The organism is Paenibacillus sp. FSL H7-0442, assembly GCF_038593105.1.
Taxonomy (GTDB): Bacteria; Bacillota; Bacilli; order Paenibacillales; family Paenibacillaceae; genus Paenibacillus; species Paenibacillus polymyxa_D.
In genome coordinates this window covers 2,617,453-2,642,500 of sequence record NZ_CP151963.1, presented here as the reverse complement: position 1 = coordinate 2,642,500, position 25,048 = coordinate 2,617,453, and the positions used below count along the sequence as shown (strand labels likewise).

Genomic DNA, 25,048 nt, shown 5'->3' with positions numbered 1-25,048 from the left:
TTGTGGGAAGGGGCAACTCCTCCAATCTCTCCAGAAGGAATCTGATACTGGCGAATATCCTTAACCAGAAACATAATCAATCCGCATAGTACAGTAATCAGTCCACTGAAAAAAAGAACCTCACTCAGAGAAAACCGTAAAGCTAGCGCCCCTCCAATCACGGCCCCTAATGGCAGAGCCGCATTCGACAAGGTGTTTAAAAAGGCTGTAACACGTCCCAGTAACGGCAGCGGTGTAATAATTTGAATCAAAGACGTTTGCAGCACATTGATGATGCCAGTAAAAATGCCTAATAACAGAGCTGCCAGCAGCTTCATCCACATCTCGGGTACAAGGGAAAAAACATAGATTGCCAGTCCCATGGCTACCCAGGAAACCGCGATGGTAATGCCGTTCTTTTTCAATACACTGACCAGAAAGGAACCGATGAAAATACCGATAAAGTAGGCTACATACAGCAAGCTGTAATAGATTGGCGAGCCATAGGATACTGCGATAGAAGGCATGGCAATGACCAAGATCGCCATCGAAAAGTTTGTCAGCGCAAAGAACGGAAGCATAATTCTCAGGAAGGTGTGCCGTTTTACAAAAAGATACCCTTCTTTCAATTCGTTCAAATAGTACACGAGCTTTAGCGAACTCCTTCCGTTCGTGTCTTCCACCGGAGGAGCATCAATTTGCTTGTTGAGCCTGACATATACAAAGCCTGCCAGAAACAGCATCGCGCCGGCTAGAAAAAACGTGTTTTTCATCCCCATTGCGATGATGAGCGAGGCTCCAGCCAGATATCCGACAATATTAATAACCTGATCCGTCGACAAAATCATGGAATTCGCCCGGACAATCAAATCCGGCGAGCCTATCAATTGCGGCAGCATTTTACTATTGGCCGGATAAAACAGTGTGGAGAAGCAGGATGCAATGAAGACAATAACAAGGATAGCGACCAGATTGACCATCCCGTCCTGAATGAGAAATGGGACGACCAAAATTAGCACAGCCTGCGTAAACAAGGCGATACTGGCTAACAAAGGCGGTGAATAACGGTCCACCACAGGACCCACGAGAAAGCTGAAAATCGACGCCGCAGATACGGCCGTATACGTGAAGCTGGTCATCGCCACCGACTGTGTCGATTGCTGAACAAAATACAGCAGGACGATAGAATAAATGCTGTCTGCGATATTGGCAGAAGTACGAGATGCAAAAAATCGGATAAAACGGCTATCCTTAAACAATGGATTCACATCTTCATCTCCTTACTGCAAAATGGTCAAAGCATTCAAGAGCCTGTCACTAGCAGTCTGGAAGATTTGATGGATATACTGGTCGTTCTCATGATATGGAATGGTAAGTGAGATTTTCAGAATATCCCCCACATGCTCTGACTCAAAGAAAATAACCTTGTTGACATTGGCCTTTGTGCCTTCGGTATGCAGATTGTCGAGCAATTCTGCATCCTCTCGTCCCTCACCCAAATAGTTGAATACGATAGGCAGCTGTTCAAGTCCTTTTATCAAAATGCTGCTAGATATCGGGTAAGCTTTCTCCATTTCAGCATTGAAGATCAGATTGAAAAAGTTCAAATGATAGCGTGAAGCAAAGTCCAGGTGGGTATGGATACTCTTTTCATAGGATTCAGAGTCATCTTCCTGCAGCACAGCGGGTATATGATCAATACACTCGCCTACGGTTCCAAAATAGTTTCGGTCGCCATATTGTCTTCCATAATTAGTAATCCAAAGCGGAACATCAGAGAGTTGGAAATAGCTGCTGAAAAAACTTACAGCCATTTGAAGCGAAATATCCCACATATTCGCAGCGCCGTGCTGCTCTGAAATGTCGCTTAAATTCAGCTCCCAACGATATCTGGTAGTGTCCGCATAGTTGCGTTCTTCGGTCAGCACATGGATACGATCATTATTCTCACCAAACGTTTGGAGTTTGAATTGCTCGCTGATTTCCTGATCCCCGATTCCTTGAGGGCCTTGGCGGATATGGTTTACATATTCCCGGTATTGCACCTCTTCTGTCGCATGTGCCGTCTGCTGCGGACGATGATATTCATCAAGGAGTTGTCTGCGCAGGATGTCGCTGCTCGTAGCATCAAAAATGATGTGCGAGCAAGGGAGCAATAGCAGATGTTCCCGCAAATTTAAGCGAATCAGGACGATCCGGTACTGCAGCGACTGTGTAAGTTTATAAGGTTCTAAAAATAACTTAGAAGCAATGGAAGAAAGAAGCCTGCGTTGTGCTTGTACCGGCTGACCGGAGAGATCAACAGTCGGTAAAGAAAAATGCTCTGGAACTGGACGCAACTCCCATTCCCATGCTCCGGATGATTGAACAAGTACGCTTCTTAGCAATTCATGGCGTTCAATAAGCCGCTGAATCGTTACGGTCAAACGCTCGGTGTTCAAGTAGCTATCTAACTGCACAGCCATACCCGAGCCTGTAAAATGTTGCAAATGGTAATGCTGAGCTGGTGCAAGCGGATAGCGCCCAATAGCATTCAGACTTAGTATATTGGTATTCCACTCAGTATTTAACTCAGCAATGCTGGCAAGCCATACATCGGCCTGTTGTTTAAGTAAGGTTTCTTGTTCTTCGTTTGTCGGTATAGCTCCGAGAATTCTATCTGGTTCGTCGGTTCCCCAGCGGACGATATAATGCGGGTGCAGGTCTGGATGGATATGAGATTGGATAAATTCTGAGATTGCCTGAACTTGTTCTACGTGAAAAGGCTCCACTTGCAGGAACAAATAGTTTTGATTATCGGTGGAAACAGTCTGAAGAAAGACCTGTACACCAAACGCTTCTGTAATAGCCCGCTCAACCTCCTGAGCTTTCGCAATGAGCGTATCCGCGTTCACTCCGCCCTCTTCAACACGTTGTAAAAGATCAGACAAACTTCTTATTGTCTGATATTGAAGCAATTGATGTATATCCAGCGGAATGTTCGATTCATGTACTTTCGATACCAGTTGAATGGCCTTCAATGAATGACCTCCAAGCTCGAAAAAGCCGTCGTCAATGCCGACCTTTTCAACGCCAAGCACCGCTTGCCACAGGTTCGCCAACTGTTGTTCCACTTCATTTCTTGGAGCAACGTATTCCATATCGGAACCGCTGGTCATTTCTGGCTCAGGCAATGCTTGGCGGTCGATTTTACCGTTCGTTGTCAGGGGAAACGCCGGCAGGAACACATACTGGGCAGGAATCATATAATCCGGCAACTGGCCAATCAAATGGGTCTTCATATCACTCTTGGATAGCGGTACGTCGGTTGAGATATAAGCACAGAGCGTTTTTTGACCATCCTTCGTGCTTTTTACCGCTACGTGCGCCTCCCGAACTGCATCATGTTTCATGAGCTGGGTTTCAATTTCGCCGGGTTCAATACGATATCCGCGGATTTTAACCTGCTGGTCTATCCGTCCGAGATACTCCAGATTGCCGTCCGGTAGCCATCTGCCCAAATCACCTGTCCGATATATTTTTTCGCCCAGAATGAATGGATTAGGGACAAAATTTAGCTGGGTCAGATCATCCCTGTTTAGATAGCCGCGCGCCAGACCATCCCCACCAACACAAATTTCCCCTTGAGCACCAATAGGCAGCAGCCTGCTTGAAGAGTCCAAAATATAAACAGTTGAATTGCCAATTGGGCGACCAATAGGAATGCGGTTATATTCCTTATCAATCGGGAAATAAGTAGAGAATGTTGTGTTTTCTGTGGGGCCATAGACGTTGATAACGTTCAGTCCCGGAGAATGTGCTCTAACCGTATTAATGATCCCAGGTAAAAGCACATCCCCGCCCACCAGCAAGTGCTTTAGAGAAGCAAAGAGATCTGGTTTATGCTGTGTGAGTTGGTTAAACAAGGGCGATGTCAGCCACATCGTTGTAATATGATATCGATCCAGCGCTTCACCAAGCTGAACAGCATCCAAGATTATGGATTCCGGTACAATGTACAAACGCAATCCGTTCAGCAATGCTCCCCAAATTTCAAAGGTACAGGCATCGAACACGAGCGCCCCGGTCAGCAAAATGCGTTCGTTCTCGGCAAATGGTACGTAATTGGTGTTCTTCACCAGCCGTATGACATTCCGATGTTCAATCATGACACCTTTGGGACGTCCAGTTGAGCCAGATGTATACATGACATAGGCCAGATCGTCTGCCGTTGTCGATTCGGAAAAAATGAAGTCGTCGGAGTCGTCGGAGCTGATGTCGGCCAGATCCAGAACTGTACCGGAAAAATCGAAAGTGTGCATCTGTTTTCCCTTGTCGGATAGGGTTAGCAGAATTTCGCTACCGCTATCCTGAAGCATAAACATAATCCGTTCCTGCGGATAAGAAGGCTCCAATGGCAAGTAGGCTCCACCCGCCTTCAAAATACCAAGAATACCGATAATCATTTCTGGTGAACGTTTAGTCAAAATGCCTACGATGGTATCCGGCGCAACACCCAGTTTCTGCAGCTTCGAGGCCAGCTGATTAGCTTTTTTATTTAATTCGCGGTAGGTTAGCTCACGATTTTCAAATACAATAGCTACTGCATCCGGTGTTTTCTCAGCCTGTTCTTCAAATACGTGATGTATGGTGTGGTCCGATGGATACGGTCTCCGTGTATCGTTAAAATCAAATAAGAGCTGCTGTTTTTCCTCCGCTGTCAATAGATCAATCTCCGAAACCCGGATATTTGGGTTTTGAATAACTTGCTCCATCATTTGGATGAGGTGAGCAGCCAATTGTTTGATCGCATTTTTGTTATACGTCAGCGCGTTATAGCTAAATTTGATTTCCAGCTCGCGCCCAGGCATGACGATTACATTCAAATCATAATTCGTCTGTTCAATATCCTCTACTTCACCAACACGGAGTGCTTTGGTTTTTTTTTCTAATCCAGTAAGTTCTTCCGAAACGGGAAAGTTTTCAAAGGCGACAATATGCTGGATCAGGTTTTGTTTTAGTACACTATGGGCTTGAATATCAGCCAAGGAAAAATAGGAATACCGATTGGACTCCATTAAGGAATCCTGTATAGACGTAAGCAAGTCGGAAAACCGCAGTTCAGCGGAGCTTTTAATACGTACGGGTATGGTATTAATGAATAATCCGACCATATTTTCAATACCGGGGATTTCATCAGGTCTGCCCGACACAACAGACCCGAAAATGACGTCCTTACTGTTGTTGTACGTTTGTAGTAATAAGCCCCAAACTGTTTGAAATAAGGTGCTGACGGTGACACGGTTTTGCTTGGCGATTTGTTCCATGCCTTGGGTCAGCTGCTCTCCCCATGTGCATATGAGTTGCTCTACCTGAAATGAAGGATCGACGGATTGAGTATAGCCGGGCACGACAGTTTCATTTTCAAAATCAGCCACATATTGTTTCCAGTATGCTGCTGCTTCCTCTTTATTTTGTCTTTCCAACCACTGAATAAAGCTGCTAAATGGCTGGACAGGCTCTAATTTTAAAGGAGTATCGTCCCGAAGCGATGTGTAAATATCAAAAAAATCTTTGGCTACCACCCTCAGACACCAGCCGTCCATAATAATATGATGAGAGATCCAGATGAGCTTTGAGGTGTCCTCATCCCACTGTACAAGCGCTAACCGGATGAGAACCTCCTTTTCCAGATCAAAACCTCTCTGCCGCTCTTCCTGTAAAATGGCTTGAAGTCGTCTGTGCTTTTCCGCATCCGGTAAACTACGCACATCTTGGGTATGGACAGGAGCAGCTAATCGTTCCCCCAGTACAACCTGAAGCGGACGATCCGCCTCCTTATACATGAATACCGTACGGAAAATATCATATCGGTCAATCAGCTTTTGTAAGCTTCGGCTGATTAGGTTGGTATCCATAGCTTCATGAATGGTAATGATCGTTTGTTCGAAATAAGCCTCTGACTCTTCATCAAGTATGGAATGAAATAGCATTCCCTCCTGCATCGGGGATAGCGGATAGAGATCTTTAATTTTCACTTGGTGGTTTAACAGCTTATTTGACAAGCGATTTGCAATATTTTCAAACTGGTCCAGAGACAATTGCCCATATGTAAAATCCGTCGGGCTTTGTTCTGCTGTATCCTTGGCACAGCAATGGCGAATAAGTTCGATCAGATGATTCTTAAAGCTGGCTGTAAGTCGCTCCACCGTCGATGCTTCATATTCACGTGCGTTGTATTCGAATACAATGCGGAGTCTTTCGTCAGCCACCGCACCATGAATATCAAAGCTGGGCGCTTTTTTAGTCAGAGGGTTGATTTCAGTACCGGCAAACGTGGATAGTGGCGAGGTACGCCATGTCGTACCTTCTCTGGCTTCTCCGTCAAAGCTAAAGCTGATCTCAGGTGGCTTGGCAGAAAAAAAGGTTACCCTATTCTGCTGCTCCCTGTCGGTCAAGTAGCGTAAAATGCCATAGCCGAAACCCTTGTTGGGTACGCGTCGCAAATTGTCCTTAACCAGCTTGATTTGATGGGCCAAATCTTCGGGTTTGCTCACATTTACCACCAACGGATACACGGACGTAAACCTGCCAACTGTACGTGATACGTCAATGTCTTTAATCAATTCCGTCCTGCTATGACTTTCCACCTGGACTGCAATTTCAGCATGTCCGCTCCATTCCCGGTAAGCCAGTCCTAGCGCCGTCAGTAAAATATCATTTGTTTCTGTATTGTAAGCATGGTGCGCATGTTTTAGCAGGTTTTCGCTTTCTTCCCGGCTGAGTGTCACTTCGGATTTGCGCACGTCACGGATCAAGCTATCTGGAACCTCATGATCTTTTGGCAGCGGAAGTATTTCACGAGCTTCTACCGTATTCCAATAGCTGATTTCCTGACGCGCCAGCTCGCTTTGTGCATACTTGGACAAACGTGCTGCCCATTCTTTGTAGGAATCGGTCTTGGCGGGTAACTGTAGCTTTTCACCGTTAGCTAACTGTTGGTAGGTTGTTTCCAAGTCTTCCAGCAGGATTCTCCACGACACACTGTCTACGACAAGATGATGAATGACGATTAACAAATGATCGGATTCCTGCAGCCGAATTAAAGCCAAACGTACAAGCGGGCCGTTACGCAAATTAAAACTGCTTTGTAACGCGTCAGTGAGCTGCGCGATTTCTTCCTCAGGCTGGTCAGCATGTGAAAAATCGTAGCTTTCCAATGTAAAGTGTTCACCTTCGGCTGTGCCTCTGTTATAGGCGACAGGTTCTTTTTCACGTTCATCAAAGGTAATGCGCAAGGCATCATGGTGCATGGTCAGCTTGTCCACGGCGCTTCGCAGCCAGGTTTCGTTCCATCTTTCGGGGTTCTGGAGCATGACAGCCTGACTGTAATGATGACGTTCTATACGATGATGCTCAAAAAATTCCCATTGGATCGGTGTCAACTCCACTGTACCTTGTACCGCCCCCTGCGGGATGGTCCGAATTACTTTTTTTATATAAGGAGCAATCAAATCAATCTGCGGATGGCGGAACAAATCCTTCATGTCCATTTTGAGGCCCTTCGCGTTTAATCGGGCTGCGATTTGCAACGCTTTGATCGAATCGCCACCAAGCTCGAAAAAGTTGTTGCGCAGACCAATCGGCTTAACGCCAATGACTTCCTCCCAGATGGAAGCGAGTGTTTGCTCCAGTTCGCTCTGCGGCGCTTCATACTCGACGTCGGTCAACACAAAATCTTCGGGTTCTGGAAGCGCACGTCGATCAATTTTACCGTTATGGGTCAAAGGTAATTGATCCAGCACGATAATATGTGCGGGCACCATATAGCTTGGCAACTGCTTGGCAAGCTCTGTCCGCAGAAGGGATTTGTCGGTTGTACCTGCTACGTAGGCGCACAAATACTTTTGTCCGGTTTTATCCGTTCTATCCGTGACCACCGCTTGGCGTACCTCATCCAATTGGAGTAAGGCCGACTCAATTTCACCAGGTTCGATCCGGTAGCCACGAATTTTCACCTGAAAGTCAATCCGACCGATGAAATCAATGTTGCCATCCGGCAGCCAGCGTGCCAGATCCCCGGTGCGGTACAGACGCTCTCCCTTTACAAAAGGATTCGGTACAAATTTCTCCGCCGTCAGGTCAGGACGGTTCAAATAACCGCGGGCCACAGAAGCGCCGCCCAAACACAACTCCCCGGCTACGCCGACAGGGAGCGGACGAAAAGCCTCATCCACGATATATACTTTATGATTCGGCAGTGCCTTTCCAATCGGGACGATACCTGATGGAGGCAAACGTTCAGCTGTTTCTTCATAAAAGCTGGAATCAATAGCCGCTTCGGTTACACCGTAGGTATTCATGATGCGCATCGTATCGCCGAAGCGATTCAAAAGCGTCCGATAGTTTTCAACGCCAAAGCTGTCCGCGCCTGTAGTAAGCAGCTTCATGGCGCTGACATCTGTACCGTGTTCATATACGTAGTCCATAAGCAGCGTCAACAAGGCTGGTGGAACTTCAAACGTCGTAATTTCGTGCTGTTCGAGAACCTGGGCCAAAGCTGGAGGATCGTTGCGCACATCCTGTGGGCAAATGACCATGGTGCCTCCGTTCACGAATGTCTTGGCCAGATCACCGGCAAAGACATCGAACGACATACTGGCAATCTGAAGGAGCTTGACGGGAAACTCTTTTAACTGGTGAGCTTCTCTATAGCCCCACGCCGTATTTACGTAATGGCGATGCTCGATCATCACGCCTTTGGCGTTGCCCGTCGTTCCCGATGTGTAAATGACGTAGGCCAAAGCCTCGGGATCATGAATAGGTGCGTAGATAGGCGCTTGTTGATGGGAATGCTCCGCTTGTGAAGCCTGTTGAAGTAACGCTGGCAAGTCCAGCACTTCCCCCGCAAAATCCACATCGGCTAATAGTTCAGTCAAGGAAGACTGCGTGAGCATAATCGTAGCTCCGCTGTCCTGAAGCATGTAAGCAATTCTTTCTTTCGGGTAGGTCGGATCGACAGGTACGTAGGCAGCTCCCGCCTTCATAATCCCTAACACAGCGATAATCATGTCTGCTGAACGCTCAAGCATCACGGCGACGAGATGCTCACGCTTGCCCCCACGGTTTTGCAGTGCTTGAGCAAGCAGATTAGCCTTCTCATTCAGCTCATGATAGGTAAGTGCGGTGTCTTCGTAGATGACGGCGGTCTGTTCCGGGATACGTTCTGCCTGCGCCTCAAATATTCCATGAAACGTTCCAGCAGGATAGTCGGTAATCGGCCCGCTCCATACATTGGTGAGTTCCATCTCTTCTGTAGCGGTCAGCAGACGAATGTTCCCCAGCAGGAGTTCTGGTGTACGTGCAATTTGGAGGAGAACATGCTCCAAATGCCCAGCTAACCGTGTCATCGCTTCATCGCTGTAAACATAGTTGTTGTAGGACAGCATAAAGCTCAGCGCTTTTCCGTCCTCCACTTCGATGTTGAAGTGGTAAGGTGTTTCTTCGGACAGCTGAGCGTCCTCCACGACGAATCCAAGTCGTTCCTTCAGATCAGGCCGGCCAACCATATCCTGCAGCGGGTAGTTTTCAAATACAACAAAATGGTCCATGAGTTGCTGCTTGAGTGCTGACTGGGACTGTATTTCAGCGAGTGAGAAATAGTCATATGCCCGTGATTGAATCGCGCTGCGCTGCACTTCGCGAAGCAGATCTGAGAATGGCAGATCTGCATCCAATTTGATTCGTACCGGTATGGTGTTAATGAAAAGTCCCAACATCTGTTCAACACCTTCAAGCTCCGGCGGTCGACCGGAAACAACGGTGCCGAAGACGACGTCTTCACTTTGGTTGTATCCTCCAAGCACCACTCCCCATGCAGCCAGAAACAGACTGCTAAGGGTTGTTCCGTTGCGTTCAGCCACCGTCCGTAATTGACGGGTTGTTTCATCCGTGAGTGTTATTTTATGCTCATGCAGCAAGTACCCGGTATCTGGCTGGAGCGGATGGGCTACAGGTAGGGTAGGCAGCACAGCTGGCTGATCATAGTCGTTCAGGATGGACCGCCAGTATTCCTTCGCCGCCTCCTTATCCTGCTTATCCAGCCAGCGGGCATAGCCAGTATAGGGCTGCGGGTTCGGCAGTTGTACGGGCTTCCCTGCTTTCAGTGCTTCATAAGCCGCGAACAGCTCGTCCATAACGATGCCGAGGCACCAGCCGTCCATAATAATATGATGAAAGCTTAAAAGCAGCGTATATGCGTTCGTTTGGGTTTGAAGCACAGCCAGACGAATGAGCAAATCCTTGCTCAGATCGTAACGATGGTTTCGGTCTGCGTCTGCGTAGCTGCGAATGGCCTCTGCTTGCTCTGCCTCGGGAATATTCGTCAGATTCTCATAACGAAGCGTTGGATTTCGTTCCTTAAACACGATGAGCCGCGAACGGGAAGCACTTTTATGATAAATATTCGAACGAAGCGTTTCGTGACGCTGCACCAGAGTCTCGAAGCTCTTTTGCAGAGCCTCCAGGTTCAGTTCACCCCGGATGATCATTCGTACTTGCTCATAGTACGCCTGTGATTCCGGCTCCATCACTGTATGAAAGAGCATCCCCTCCTGCAAAGGCGTTAAATTGGCCACTTTTTCGATTTCAAGCCTTTTACTCATCGGATTTCCCCCTCAATCGAATATTTATAGGCTTTCATAAAAATGCTTCATCTCTTCGAACTCTTCCAAATCCAGATCATCTGCCCCTACGTCTGTTGGTGTCAGTTCCTGACCGGACTGATTAAGGCAATGACGAATGGTATTCAACAGGTGTGTTTCGAAGCGGGAGAAAAGTTGTTTGACCGTGCGCTCTTCATATGCATTCCTGTCATAGGATATACGGATACTTAATTTTCCGTCCTCCAACCGGCTATCCATATAAAGAGCATAAGATGAACCATTAATCACATCCTTGGTACCTGGTCCAATTTCAGCTTGCAGCGGCGATATTGAAAAATAAACCGATTCCGGGTGTGGGGAGTCTATATAACGGAAACCAATTTCCGGATGACGAAAACGTTTAGAATCCGTTGGATTGCTGGCTTCGGTCAGATATCTCAATGCACCGTAGCCCAATCCGTGATTTGGAACCTGCCGAACCGTTTCCTTCACACGCTTGAGCAACAGCGCTATATCATCCGCAGATTTGATGTCCAGTACAACTGGATACACGGACGTAAACTGCCCTACCGTTCTGGAGATATCCAGCGAATTTGTTTCAGCCTGCTCTCGGCCAGGGTTCTCCACGTATAGTGCAATCCGTTCTTGTCCTGACCATTCGGACACTGTTTGCCCCAGTACGGACAGCAGTACTTCCTCCGGCACGGTATTATAGGCATGATTGACCTGTGTCATCAGATGCTGGGTTTCGTCAGTTGATAATTGCAGGTGGAGCTGATGTGTTTGTCTCTCCGATCCAGAATCCGTAATGACTTCATGGTCTTTGGGAAGCGTTCTCCACTCTGACAACTCTATCTTGTTCCAATAGTCCTGCTCCTTGAGCAGCTCTTTACTATTCGCATAATGTTCAAGATGCTCTGCCCACGTTTGGTAAGCGTTCGTTTTGTCCGGTAAAACAATCGTTTCCCCATCCAGAGCTTGTCCGTAGCCTGTTGCCAGATCTTCGAGCAAAATATTCCATGAAATGGCGTCAGCCACTAGTGGGTCTACAGCAAGGAAAAGATGATCTCCGCTATCCAGACGGAAAAGCCCTGCCCGAACTCGTGGTCCTTCAAACAGCCGCAGGCTGCTTTGAATCCGTTGACATTCAGCTTCCATCTGGCTGCGTGCTTCGCTTTCCGTTCCCGTAAGCGACAGTACCTCCAGCGTGATTAGCTGTTCATGCAGTCCTTTGTGAGCTTGCGTAACCGACTCGTCAGCCTGTTGTAATAAGCCAAGGCGCAGAGCATCGTGGTGCTCTACGATTTTCTTCAATGCGGCTCGCAATGGCTGCTCGTCAAAGCCCGACTTTGCCAACAGCAGTACCGACATTGCGGCAGGAAGTGCCTCGGATGCTGGATGCCGTTCAAACCCATCGAGTAGATGTCGTTGTATCGGTGTCAGTGGTACTTCTCCATCTATCGGACCTTGCTCTATCGGACGGGACAATGTTTCTGCATAGCCGCTCAGGATTTCAATGGACGGATGCTCCAGTACGTGTCGGATATCCAGCAAATACCCGTGGAGACGCATGCGTGCGATGACTTGAACTGCTTTAATCGAGTCGCCTCCGAGCAGAAAAAAGTTATCCTGAATGCCCACCTGATCGCGTCCCAAAACATCTTGCCATACGGCGGCCAAAGCTTCTTCCACATCATTTCGCGGCGCTACATAGGCCACATCCGGTCGGAATAGCTTTTCAGGCTCCGGCAATGCTTTTCGGTCGGTTTTTCCGTTCGGTGTCAACGGTATCCGATCCAGAAACACGAAGTAAGACGGAACCGAATAATACGGGAGCAACTTGGCGGCATGTTCATGAATGACCGTTAAGCTTGGTGTTTCTTCTGTATGCAATACAATGTAGGCACACAAGACGGATTCTTGCTCTTTGTTTTGATATACAGTGACGACAGCCTCTTGAATTGCAGAATGGCTCATCAAAGCATTTTCAACCTCACCCAGTTCGATCCGGAATCCACGTACTTTCACCTGATGGTCGATTCGGCCGATAAACTCCAGATTTCCATCTGCTTTCCAGCGAACGAGGTCACCCGTTCTGTACATTCGTGTCCCTATTGAAAATGGATTATCCACAAATTTTTCTGCCGTCAAATCCTCGCGGTTCCAATAGCCACGCGCCAGCCCTTCTCCTGCAATGCATAGCTCACCCGGTATACCGATTGGCTGTAATCTGTCCTGCGCATCCATGACGTAAATTTGCGTATTCGCAATGGGGCGTCCAATGTCAATCTGATTGGCATGGGTAAGTTCCTGCACTGCCGACCAAACCGTCGTTTCCGTAGGTCCGTACATGTTATAAATACGGGGGCCATTCAATTTCTGCAATGCCTCCAGCAGCCTGGGTGGAAGCGCTTCTCCCCCAACCATAATTTCCTGTAGACCTTGCAGCGCACGGGAGCCTTCCTCATGACTCAGCAGCATGTGCAGCCGCGATGGCGTCATTTGCAGCATGTCAATATGATGTGCAGTAATCAGTTCGCCAAGTGCCTGAGGATCGACCTGATGATGGCGGTCGCCTAGCACGACGGTCATTCCGCCTAGCAGCGGCAGAATCGCTTCCAAAACGAAAATATCGAACGAAATAGTGGTTAGCGATAAAATCGTTTTGTGCGCTGCAAAGTCAATCACTTCACGCATTCCTGTAATAAAATTCAGCACCGAGCGATGCTGGAGCATAACTCCTTTCGGATTTCCGGTTGAGCCAGAAGTATAGATGACGTAAGCCAGATGCTCCGGCTGAGCAGTGGCTTCCAGATTGGTCCTTTCTCCTTGATATACTTCCTCATCTTCGATAAACAGGGTGTTGGCGCTGTAATGGTGTTCTCCTACCAGATCGCGACTGGTCAGGAGCACGGCAGCCTCACTGTCACTCAGCATATACTCAATACGGGCTGACGGATATTCAGGATCGATAGGCACATAAGCGCCACCCGCTTTTAGCACGGCGAGCAGACCGATAATCATTTCCGCCGAACGCTGCACCATCAGGCCGACTAGCTTATCGGGTCCTACACCATTCGCTTGAAGTATCCGTGCCAGTGAGTTAGCACGTTCGTTCAAGTCCCGGTAGGTCAGACGCTGATTTCCGAACGCCAATGCTATATGACCCGGCGTCTGTACGACCTGCTTTTCAAACTGCCTGTGAACTGTCTCATGGTGCGGGAAAGGTACGACGGTATGATTAAATTCGGTTAGCAGTAATTGCTTCTCTTCATCAGATACGATCGTAATATCGGCCAACCGCACCCCGACATCCTGCGTCACCGTTTCCAAAATTCGCACAAAATGCTCTCCCATCCGTCGGATGGTCTCCGGTTTAAACAGCTTTGTGCCATACTCCAAAGTGAAGGACAAACATTCTTTTTCCTCGGTCACATGCAATGAAAAATCCACCTTGGATATACCCGCGTTGAATTCTTCCGGTTTAAAACGAATGCCTCCTGTTTCCAAAACATCTGTGCCGACATTTTGCAAACTGAACATCGTATCGAACACCGGGTTTCGACTTACGTCGCGCACCAGTTCCAGTTTGTCTACAAGCTCATCAAACGGGTATTCCTGATGCTCCAGTGCCAGCAGCGAGTTTTGCTTAACCTCCTGCAAAAAGGATTGGAACGTTAAAGAAGATCGCGGCTGATTGCGAAGAACCAGCGTATTGACGAACATGCCAATCATCGCTTGCGTATCCACATGCCGTCTTCCGGCAACAGGTGTACCCACGATAATGTCCTCTTGGCCAGTATATTTGCCCAGCAGGACATTATAAGCCGCCAAAAGTACCATAAAGATCGTAGATTCGGTATCTTGGGCCAATTTGTAGAGTGTGTTAGTAAGTTTGGATTCCAAGGTGACGGTCAAGCTGTCACCTTCAAAGCTTTGTGCTTGTGGACGCGAAAAGTCCGTAGGCATATTTAGTACAGGAAGCTCGCCCTTCAAGGTCTGGAGCCAATATGATTCATGCGCTTGCAATGCGTCGTCAGTGATCTGCTGCTTCTGCCAAGCAACAAAGTCTTTGTAATGAAGCTGAATGTTCGCAAGCTGTCTGCCCTGATACCGTTGAATGATTTCATCTAGCAGCACGGCCATGGAGAAACCATCGGACACGATGTGATGCATATCCACTAGCAGATTGAAGCCACCTTCGATAAATTCGTACAGTTCGGCGCGGAATAAAGGAGCTGTTCCCAGATGAAAAGGCTGAACAAACAAGGTCCGAGCCTGTTTTGCTTCTTCCTTGGAAATACGGGTATATGGAATGTCGAATGGAATCGTGTCCCGAACTTTTTGTACCACTTCCCCGTCTTCCAGATCGAAATACGTCCTAAAGGATTCATGACGCAAAATAACTTCCCTAACGGCTTCAATGAAGCGGGGAACCTCCAGATCTCCCTCTATGAAAAGCTGACCTGGTACATGATAGGCCTTTCCACCTCCCAGCTGATCCAGCACGTACATTCTCTTTTGGGAAGAAGATACCGGATAGAAGGCTTGCGATTTCACAGATACAATCGGTTCATAGTTCTTCTTTGTTCCACCCGCAATGTATGTAGCCAGCTCAGCAATCGTTTGCAGCTCAAAAATGTGGCTGAGTGGAATGTGTACACCCAATTCCTTATTGACTCTCGACAGAATGACCGTCGCTTTTAGTGAATCACCACCCAGTTGAAAAAAATTATCGTCATCGCTGATATCTGTTACATTCAGAACGTCCATCCAAATGTTCACGAGTTGATCTTCTACGCCGTGGTTCTCAGGAGCGGTGTCTGTTTTAGTCAATACACTTGCTTGTCCCGGCTCTGGCAAAGCCTGTAGATCAGGCTGACCATCCGGCAGAAGAGGAATATGATCCATAGGAATCCAAAAACGGGGCTGCGTATAATCTGGAAGAATTTCGATTGCAGCCTTTTTCAGTGCGTCTTCTTCCCATGGCTTCGATGCGTTTGCGACCACATAGGCGGTTATATATGAGACTTTTCCAGCTTCGTCCGTTTGCGGTGTAATGACGCAGGACTCCAATCGGAAAGTTTGCAGCAGGTGTTTCTCCAACTGCCCCAAATTAACCCGATGTCCGCGAATGTGGATAGTCCGATTCAAATTGCCAATATGTCGCAGCTTGCCATCGTTTTCTACGTAAGCCCATTCTCGGGTCGTTCCCAACAGGCCTGCTCCTGAGGCTTGATACACCTCCCCTGCTGTCCCAACAGGTGCCAAATGCTTGTAGGCATCGAGGACGCAAAGATAGTTTCCGTTGGCGTCGGTATTTGCTGCCCATGCAGTTCGAAGTTGTTCGTTCTCCGACGCACGGAGTAAAGTCAGCGCGGAAACGCGGGCCCCTTCTTCCTCTACAATGGAATACAGCAGATTCAGGAAATATCCTGACCAGGCTTCGATAATGTTTGGCTGAAAAAGATCCGAATTGTAGTCGAAATCAAGACGTAATTGTTGCTGCGCCTCTGTCACGTTCAAAAACAACTCGTATTTGCTGAATGATACCTCATTCTCAATGAGTTCCACTTCCAGTTCATGGAATTGAAAACGCGGAATCGGTCGATCCATATTGAATACAGCGTTAATGACAGGCAAATGCCTCAGCCCCAGCTGAGCGAGTCCCGCAAAGCTGTACTTTTGGAAGCTATCCAGTTCATTCATGCGCTTTTTGACTGTTTGGACATGCTCCGTAAAAGTAGCATCAGGACGCACTTCGCTGATCATCGGAAGCAAGTTGACACAGTTGCCGATCAGAGAGAAGGCGTCCATATGGGATTGTCCTGCGGTGGGAACCCCCACCGTTACTTCCTGCTGCCCTGTCAGCCGATGTAGAAAAATCTGAAAGGCGGATAGCAGCGTTATAAAAAGACTGCTGCCTAGCTTTATGCTGGCGGATCTCAATTGTTTAACGAGCGGCGCTTCGAGCATTACGGTATGTCTGCTTCCTCTGGAAGACGGAATCTGTATTCCCCTCACCGGAGATGGCAAATGGAGAACAGGCTGCTGCTTTTCTAGCACTGCCGACCAAAAAGCTAGGGCCTCATCTTTCCCGGCTTTCAATTGATCCTGCTGCCAAACAACGTAATTCCGAAAAGGTACTGGATCGGGAAGGTTGTAGGCAGCATGTCGAACTAGCGCAGAATAGATGTGTTCCAGTTCCTGAATGAATACACTGATTGACCAGCCATCCGCGATAAAATGATGAAACGTAAAAACACCCAGATGCTCTTCATTCGATATTTTCAGCAGATGAATCCGGAATAATGGCTCGCCTGGCGTCATGGCAAATGGGGTTTCACTGTCCTTGATCATCCATGCCCAGATATGTTGTTCCTGTTCATCTGGGCGATAACTGGTAAAATCATGAAGTGGGATTTCCGCTTTCACCACAGGAGCGAACACCTGAGTTTCCCCATCGCCGCTCATAAAGATATGTAAGGCTTCATGACGGTTTACAATGGTCTGGACAGCTTGGTTGAACGCCTGCTGCTGAAGTGGACCACGAAACCGCAACAAGGCGGTTTCGTGTAAAGATTGAGAGTCACTTCGATCTGAAACAGAAGCGAACCAAAGCTGCTTTTGCTCTGGAGTTAACGCAATAACAGTTTCTGCTGCTTCAGCCTCTGGAGGTACGGTTACAGGTACAGGTTGCTTTCCCGGCCCCGGGCCGTTTCCATTCGGGGGCGGGTCCGATAAAAATCCCCCTTTACGCAGCTCGTTCACGCTATCCTTGACCGCTTGTACGATTCGCGCAATATCTTCCTCGGTATGGGCCGTAGACAAGAAGCAGTTTCGTCCCTCCCAGATATAGATGCCTTTGTCCAGCATGTGATAGAAGAACAGCTCCAGATCGCCTTTGAGCACGAAGCGGAATAGGGAGCCAAAGTGAACGACCTTCATAGGTACGCGTTCGTCAGTGAAATAGCTGTTCAGCTCCGCTGCTAACGCCGAGGTGCGGCTGTTCAAGCGATTTTGCAGTTGCTCGCCATGCTTCTCCAAATGATCCAGCACCGCTAAGGATGCAGCCATTGCCAGCGGATGATGGCAGAAGGTTCCTGCCACAAAGGTTCGCTGCTGCTCATGCTGCGGATAGGAATCATCCCCGAAGCTCCACGTGCCTCCGTCGATCCCGTTCATAAAGGCGGCTTTTCCGGCTACGATGCCGATGGGCAGCCCGCCGCCAATGATTTTACCGTAGGTTACGAGGTCGGCTTGTACCCCAAACCACGCTTGGGCTCCTCCGGGCTGAATCCGGAAGCCTGTGATGACTTCATCAAAAATGAAGGCAGTACCCGACTGCTCCGTTATCTGGCGAATTTCCTGCAAAAAGGCTTTAGGCTGAAAATCTGGTCGGCGGCTTTGTACCGGCTCCACGATAACCGCGGCCAGTTCATGCGCATGGGTGCGGATATAATCCAGAGAATCGTCCGCCCCATAATGAAGCACGACGACATCGTCCACCATATGCTGCAAGATACCTGGAGCTAGAGGTGTCGAATGCTCCTTGTCATCACCCGCGCTCCCCAGTGCCAGCACCCCGTCGAATGTACCGTGATACGAGCCAGCAAAAATGACGACTTTAGCTCGTCCAGTGGCAGCACGTGCCAAACGGAGCGCGACCATGACGGCTTCCGTGCCGGAATTATACAGGGCAATCCGTTCCACGCCGGTCATCTTGCATATTCGCTCGGCGACCTGTCCGGCCATGTTGGACATGGGGCCGACACACATGCCGTTCTTCAGCTCTTCTTCAATTTCTTCACGAATAAAGGCTGGATTGTGTCCGAACAGATTCACACCAAAGCCCATCGTCAAGTCGACATATTCATTGCCGTCCAGATCCCAAATTTTTGAACCATCGGCGCGTTGGGATACAATTTGATACACCATTTCCTTCAAAACAGGCCGGAAACCAGCCACATTGCGGTTATTGGCGTATACGGAGCGATACTGCTGGGTGTACTGTTTGGTGCTACGCGTACGGGCCGTGTAGCGTTCAATCAGTTCTTGTAGGTGTTGTTCCTGACGGAGCGAAAGCAATTCACGTGCTTTAACATCCAGCTTTTTATAAGGCGTATACGGCTTGGCTTCATTGCCTGTCTGCTTGAAAACAGCCTTTACGGATGGTGCTGGTGCTAATGCAGCCGCGACTTTCTGCTTGGATTCGGTACGGATGATCTGCGCACTTTCACTACTTGCCGGTAGCAAAACGCCCGTTTCCGGGTTAAATGCCTCGGAAGCTATTACGGATGCAAATGGCTGATGCCGGAGAACATCGAGCTGCTGTGACATCAGATGTAGCTGTTGCTCCAAAATTCGCTCTACAGCCGCAGGAGCTGTAGCGATTGGAAAGCTTTGAGCCCGTGTTTGTCCAGCCGTGTCTATGGCATAAACGGATGCCGCAGCCGGAACAGCGGATTCATGAGACGGTTGGGTTAGCGGGAAAGCTGCGTGATCAACCTGATTCAGAGTTGTTTCTGGACGATTTTCCACAGATTGAACCGGGGTTTCAGCAGAAGTGAAAATGCTGACCCGCTCGGCTACGTAGCTGGCCAACAGCTCCAGCGTGGTCAACGATTCGAAAAATTCGTTCATTGGAATGTCCAGTCCGAAGGTATCCTTGATACTGTGGCGAACCTGGGACAAATTAATGGAATCCAGCCCAAGCTCCAGAAAATGTGTTTGTGGCTCCAGTTCCTCCAGACTGAGTTGGGACACGTTACCGATCATTTTCGCTAACTTTTGAAGAATAGATGATTTGTGCTGATCGGTAGTAGATGCTGGCGCTGAATACTCGTTCCCCATAATTCCAGACTCCTTTGCTTTTGAGTTTTCATGAACTGGTACCTTCTGTTCCGTTCGAACCTGTTCGGGTACGTTAATCCAGCATCTTTTCCGTTCGAATGGATACGTAGGCAGAGAAACCTTTTTATAGTGCTTACCTGCATAGAGGGCATTCCAATCGATCTGCGCTCCTTGCACATACTTGGCAGCCAGTTGCTCCAGTGATTGCAACGTGTCCAAGCTTCCAGTGACCATCTCTGCGCCACCTGTGCTATCCGCTTTCCCGGTGTATACACCTTCGACGACTCTACCTTGTTCGTGTAACTGAAGCACCTTCGCCTTCAACGCATCCGCCCCTGCGGCAGTAACAGCAATCCGGTGATTCAGGTGACTTCTGCCTGTGTTAGCCGTATAGCATACCTCCTGCATCACGAGTTCTTCCGCACATCCGAACCGTTCTGCGTACCGCCCGACCAGCTCGTGCAAAGCGGATTCACTCCGCGCTGACAGGGTCAGCAGCAGTGGTGATGATCTATTATTGCTGTCCGTTGAGGCTTGGTCTGATTCTGCCCTCGCTATATATTCCTCCAGCACCACATGGCAGTTTGTCCCGCTGAATCCAAAGGAACTCAGGCCGCTTCTTCTGGGGAAACCGTCCGTCTTCCATTCCCTAAGCCTCGTATTGGCATATACCGGGGATTCCTCAAAATGGATCTTTTGGTTTGGTGTGCGAAAATGAACGAGCGGCGCAATCTGTTGGTGCTTCATGGACAATACGGATTTGATCAAGCCCGCAATCCCGGCGGCTTCGTATAAATGACCGATATTCGTTTTGACCGTGCTGATCGCCACAAACTGCTTACGCTGTGTATGCTTGCGGAAAGCCTTGGTAATGCCGTCAATCTCAACCGGATCACCCAGCTTGGTGCCGGTGCCATGTGCTTCGATATAACTTATCGTTTCAGGATCAATCCGTGCATCACGCCACGCCTGCGAAATCACTTCTGCCTGAGCGAGGGCATTCGGCGCGGAAATACCAATCGTGCTGCCGTCCTGATTGATGGCACTTCCCTTGATCACGGCTAAAATGTTGTCACCGTCTTGTTCCGCTTTGCGCAGCGGCTTCAGTAAAACGGCTCCAACTCCTTCACCCCAGCCCGTTCCGTCCGACTGGTCGTCGAAGGCGCGTGCTCGATCATCGGAGGATTCCATGCCAATGCCCGCTTTCAGCGGCAGTAAAATCGTTTTCACTCCTCCTGCCAAGGCCATGTCGCAGTCTCCGCTAAGGATGGACTTGCAGGCCAAATGCACTGCCACGAGGGATGAAGAGCATGCTGTATCAATGGTTAGCGCCGGACCTTTTAGATCGAGCAAATATGCAATCCTGCTGGAAATAATGGATGATAAATTACCAATGGCAAAGTTCGGCAGCGCTCCCGGTTCCACCTCAGACAACAAACGCTCGTATTCGAAGCTGGTTTTGGAGAAGCCGACATACACGCCGACCTTTCGGCCTGCCAGTTGCTTACCCCCATACCCCGCATCCTCAATCGTGCTCCAGGCTGTTTGTAGAAATAACCGTTGATTCGGGTCCATGAGTGAGGCTTCCCGTGGAGTCAGCTTAAAGAAGGAGTAATCGAACTTGTCTACTTCATCCAGATAGCCGCCTTCTGCAATTTGCATATTCCGTCCTTCCGTATTCAAACGGGAAATGAAATCTTCGGCATCTTTTCTTCTTTCATCGCTGTACGGGCCGATATTGTCAGCCCCTGATGCCACATTCGCCCAAAACTGCTCTAATGTTTCCGCTTGAGGAAACTTGCCTGACATGCCGATGATGGCGATATCCCGGACATTTGCTTCCTCCTTGGTCTCGGACTGTGCTGTTGCAGCCGGGTCGCTGCTCATGCCCTGACTAGAGATATATGCAGCAAGCTTGGCGATGGTCGGATAGGAAAAGAAGTCCGTCACCTCAATATGAATCCCTAATTGATCCTCCAACAGGTCCACAATTTGAACGAGCTGCAAGGAAGTCACTCCGATATCAAAGTAGCTGTCGTCCGTCCCGATCGACTTTACATTTAAAATATCCTGGCAGATTCCAATCAGCTTCTGTTCTATCTCTCCTTGAGGTAAGACTACACGCTCAGCTGCTTGCATGACTCGAGTAGCCTCGGCCAGTGCTGTCAATATTTCATCAAATTCGCCCTGCTCATAACTCTGGGCTAATTTGAAGCGCTGAACCTTTCCACTGGTTGTTTTAGGAATACGCCGGATCGGAACCACATCCTGAATATGCCAACCTCCCCGGTAATTTAGATGACTTTTCAGCTTTTGGACAAGCGGTACAAAATGCTCTATCTTTTTCGTGTGCATCACAAAGGCAATAATACGATCCTGCCTCGTTTGCGTATCATGTACACCGCACACGGCTACTTTTCCGAGATCCACACCATCCAGTTCCTCGGCAATCCTCTCGATGTCATGCGGGTAGACATTCTGTCCGTTCACGAAAATGATATCCTTGGCTCTACCAGTAATAGTCAGGCGACCGTTCCGCATAAACCCTAAATCGCCGGTGATAAGCCAGCCATCCTCTGTTTTGACCTTCGCGGTAGCCTCTGGATTGTTATAGTATCCGGATGTCACATTTTTGCCGCGGATCTGTGTGTGTCCAATCACCCCATCTTCAAGCACCTGATTTTTTTCATCGCAAATGCGGACAGAGGTACTGGCCAACGGATACCCCAAATCCACAAAAGTAAGACACCGCTTGTCGGACTTGTCCACTTCTTCTATGGGTTCACCCACGTGTAACTGCTGCCGGTTCAAATGAATGGGTATAAAGGTGCTTTTGTCCAGAGGTGGAGAGGAAACTCCCACACTCGCCTCTGCCAATCCGTAGACAGGAAACATCGCATTTTTATTCAAACCGTGAACACTCATTGCATCCATAAACACATCACAAAGCTCCACAGATACGGGCTCCGCTCCATTTAAGATCATACGGACATTTGACAAATCCCAGTTAGCTGCTGTTTCGGGTTTATACTGATCGAGAAAAAATTTATATCCAAAATTGGGAGAGCATATTTGAGTCACCTTATGCTCCGATACTTTTTTTAGCCATAAAGACGGGCGTCTGATAAAAAGTGCCGTTGGCATAATCAACTGCTTGGCATTAGCGATCACACAGGTTAAATGAAATGCGATCAATCCCAGGTCATGCGTAAGCGGCATCCAGCCCAAATAAGCATCCTTGGAGCTCATGCCCGTTTGATTTGCGACATCCCGAATATTGTAAACCAAATTTTCATGCGTCAGCATGACTCCTTTGGGATCACCTGTAGAACCTGAGGAAAATTGGATAAAAGCTAAATCCTCCGGTTTGGGTATATGGGCAACACCTTTACTCTGATTGGAAAAATCGAATATATGGCTTGAAAAAGTCGCTTTTTTAACGGGCTCAAAGGAATCCAGCAGTTCGTGCTGGTGCGAGTATTTTTCCAACTGCTCCAATACCTTGTCATCTGCAATCATATAAGGGCGGGAAAGTGTATTCCAGATTTTAAACAATTTCATTTTATGCTCATCATTATTCCCTATGCTTACAGGAACAGGAACGATTCCACCGAGTAGGCAACCCCAAAATACATTCACAAAGGTATGATTGTCGTCGATCTGCATGATCAGCTCATCGCCAGGTTGTATCCCTTTTTCCTGTAATTCATAAAGTACCTGTGATGCTTGCTCCAGAAGTTTACAGTAGGATACGTATTCCTCTTGTTTATCACCAGAAATAAAGGTGATTCCGTTCTCATCCCGGCTTGCACGGTCATGAATGATTTCAATTAAAGTTTGAAACTGTTCCATCCTGATCCCTCCTCAATTGCTCTAGCATTACTTTCTGCTCTCCTTCGGAGACCTGTTTGGTTTGCAACACCAGGCGAATACACTCCAAAATCTCCTGTCTTTGCTCAAAAGCAGGAGGTGAACCGCTCCCTGATTCAGAGCTTCGAAGTAATTCTTCCAGTCTTTGAACAGGTAAAATAACACCCTTTCGATAATCATCTTCATTCCAATTGGCATTGGGGGTAGATACCGCCAGTGAAAGGGAACGAGCAACCCAATCACGGATTGAGAAGCGGCGTTCCAGTTCAACGCGATCCAAGTCTCTATCCACGGACAGCAATTCAATGGTAGTGCTTATTTCCTTCGCCAAATTTTTCAGCACCGTTCGTGGACCTAACTCGATGCCTTGTTCCACGCCATGATTCTCCATATACTGCATGGTTTGAATCCAGCGAACCGGGTGAGTCATTTGCAAAATCAATCCTTGACGGATGCTGTCAACATCGGGGTATGGCAGAGCGGTCACATTGGAGATCACGGGCCACTGCGCTTCATGGAAAGTGTATTTTTGCAGCTCGATGGTCAGCCTGTCCGCAGCATGCTGCATAAGCGGACTATGAAAAGGGCCGCTGACCTGCAAGCGAGTAATTTGGGCCCCCCGCTGTTCTAACTTGTCAGCTACCATAGCTATCGATGTATGATGACCAGAGATGACATACTGATTAGGCGAATTGTAACAAGCAATAACAGCAGGCTGATCGATTGGGGAGTGCAGACGACAGAATTCTTCCACGGCGTTCAACTCAGCTCCGCGAATGGCAATCATGCTGCCCAGACCGGCCTCTGCGGCTTCTTCCATGATGCGTCCTCGCTTTTGAACCAGTCGTAAAGCGTCGCTAAAGGATAGAACACCGCTACTTACCAGAGCTGAATATTCACCCAGGCTATGACCTGCTGAAAATTCAGGGATAATTCCGATTTCATGCATATAACGCCGGAATGCAATGACACTGATCGTGAGAAGTGCGGGCTGAGTATAGAATGTTCTGGATAGCTGGGTCATCGGACCTGCCATGCATAAAGCTTTCAGATCATATCCCAAAATATCAGCAGCCTCTTCGAACAAGCGATCCGCTTCTGCAAAGCCGCTATGCCACGTAGCCCCCATTCCTACATACTGAGAGCCTTGCCCAGGAAAAACCAAAGCAATGCGATTCATATCAAACCCCTTTCCTCCCCACAAAGATGTGGCAAAGCAAAAATGTTTTTACGATTCAGGTGTTAATGTACATATGTATGAAGACAATAGCTGTAGAGATAGATGTAGCAAAAAGCAACAAAACCGATTGTCAAAAAACAGTAATCGACATGTAAAAATGAGTTGGTTATGGAGTTTCCATTCGTGGTGTGATTGAGATCAAAAGTCAGATGTGTGAGTAGACTTGGAAGTGTAAAAAAACTTGAGGTATACTGGAATTCCAGGCTTGGAACCTAAAATTCAGTATCATAGATGAATGTAATGAGAAATTGTTGAGGTCATACAGGATGTTTTTCGATGTTAAGTATTAAATGAGAAATATTTTATTTATATAATAGATATGGACTCGAAAAATGTCAATATCTTTTTTAAATTCCTTTAATAAGGAAAAAATGCGATATATGAATGATTTTGTTTCAATATAAATATAAAAGTAAATTAAAGTATGTCGATATAATGTATAAGTATATTATATACACAAACA

At 48.0% G+C, this 25,048-nt stretch carries 4 protein-coding genes (1 of these 4 cut by a window edge); all 4 read right to left on the bottom strand.

Going from position 1 to position 25,048, the window contains the following annotated elements; genetic code table 11:
* Tightly spaced (at most 24 nt apart), the 4 genes in view from MHH57_RS11805 to fabD form a layout consistent with a single transcriptional unit that may run on beyond the window.
* A protein-coding gene (locus MHH57_RS11805) for an MFS transporter (protein ID WP_069012381.1) crosses the window boundary here: on the bottom strand, window positions 1-1,247 show its 5' portion. 7 nt of this gene lie to the left of the window's left edge; only the first 1,247 of its 1,254 coding nucleotides appear in the window; it begins with the start codon at window positions 1,245-1,247; the stop codon falls past the left edge of the window.
* A gap of 12 nt (window positions 1,248-1,259) precedes the next feature.
* Window positions 1,260-10,622: an amino acid adenylation domain-containing protein gene (locus MHH57_RS11800; RefSeq protein WP_342435112.1), complete on the bottom strand. Its 9,363-nt coding sequence runs from the start codon at window positions 10,620-10,622 to the stop codon at window positions 1,260-1,262.
* A 24-nt stretch (window positions 10,623-10,646) separates the two neighbouring features.
* Window positions 10,647-23,327, bottom strand: a complete 12,681-nt coding sequence (locus MHH57_RS11795; RefSeq protein ID WP_069012383.1) for a non-ribosomal peptide synthetase — start codon at window positions 23,325-23,327, stop codon at window positions 10,647-10,649.
* On the bottom strand, window positions 23,302-24,525 hold the full coding sequence (gene fabD, locus MHH57_RS11790; protein ID WP_069012384.1) for an ACP S-malonyltransferase: 1,224 nt from the start codon (window positions 24,523-24,525) through the stop codon (window positions 23,302-23,304). The genes MHH57_RS11795 and fabD overlap by 26 nt, the downstream gene beginning before the upstream one ends.
* Window positions 24,526-25,048 lie beyond the last annotated feature (523 nt).

Excerpts from the sequence above, each read along its gene's own strand:
- MHH57_RS11800 (WP_342435112.1), bottom strand. The coding sequence starts at position 10,622 with ATGAGTAAAAGGCTTGAAATCGAAAAAGTGGCCAATTTAACGCCTTTG.
- MHH57_RS11795 (WP_069012383.1), bottom strand. The coding sequence starts at position 23,327 with ATGGAACAGTTTCAAACTTTAATTGAAATCATTCATGACCGTGCAAGC.
- fabD (WP_069012384.1), bottom strand. The coding sequence starts at position 24,525 with ATGAATCGCATTGCTTTGGTTTTTCCTGGGCAAGGCTCTCAGTATGTA.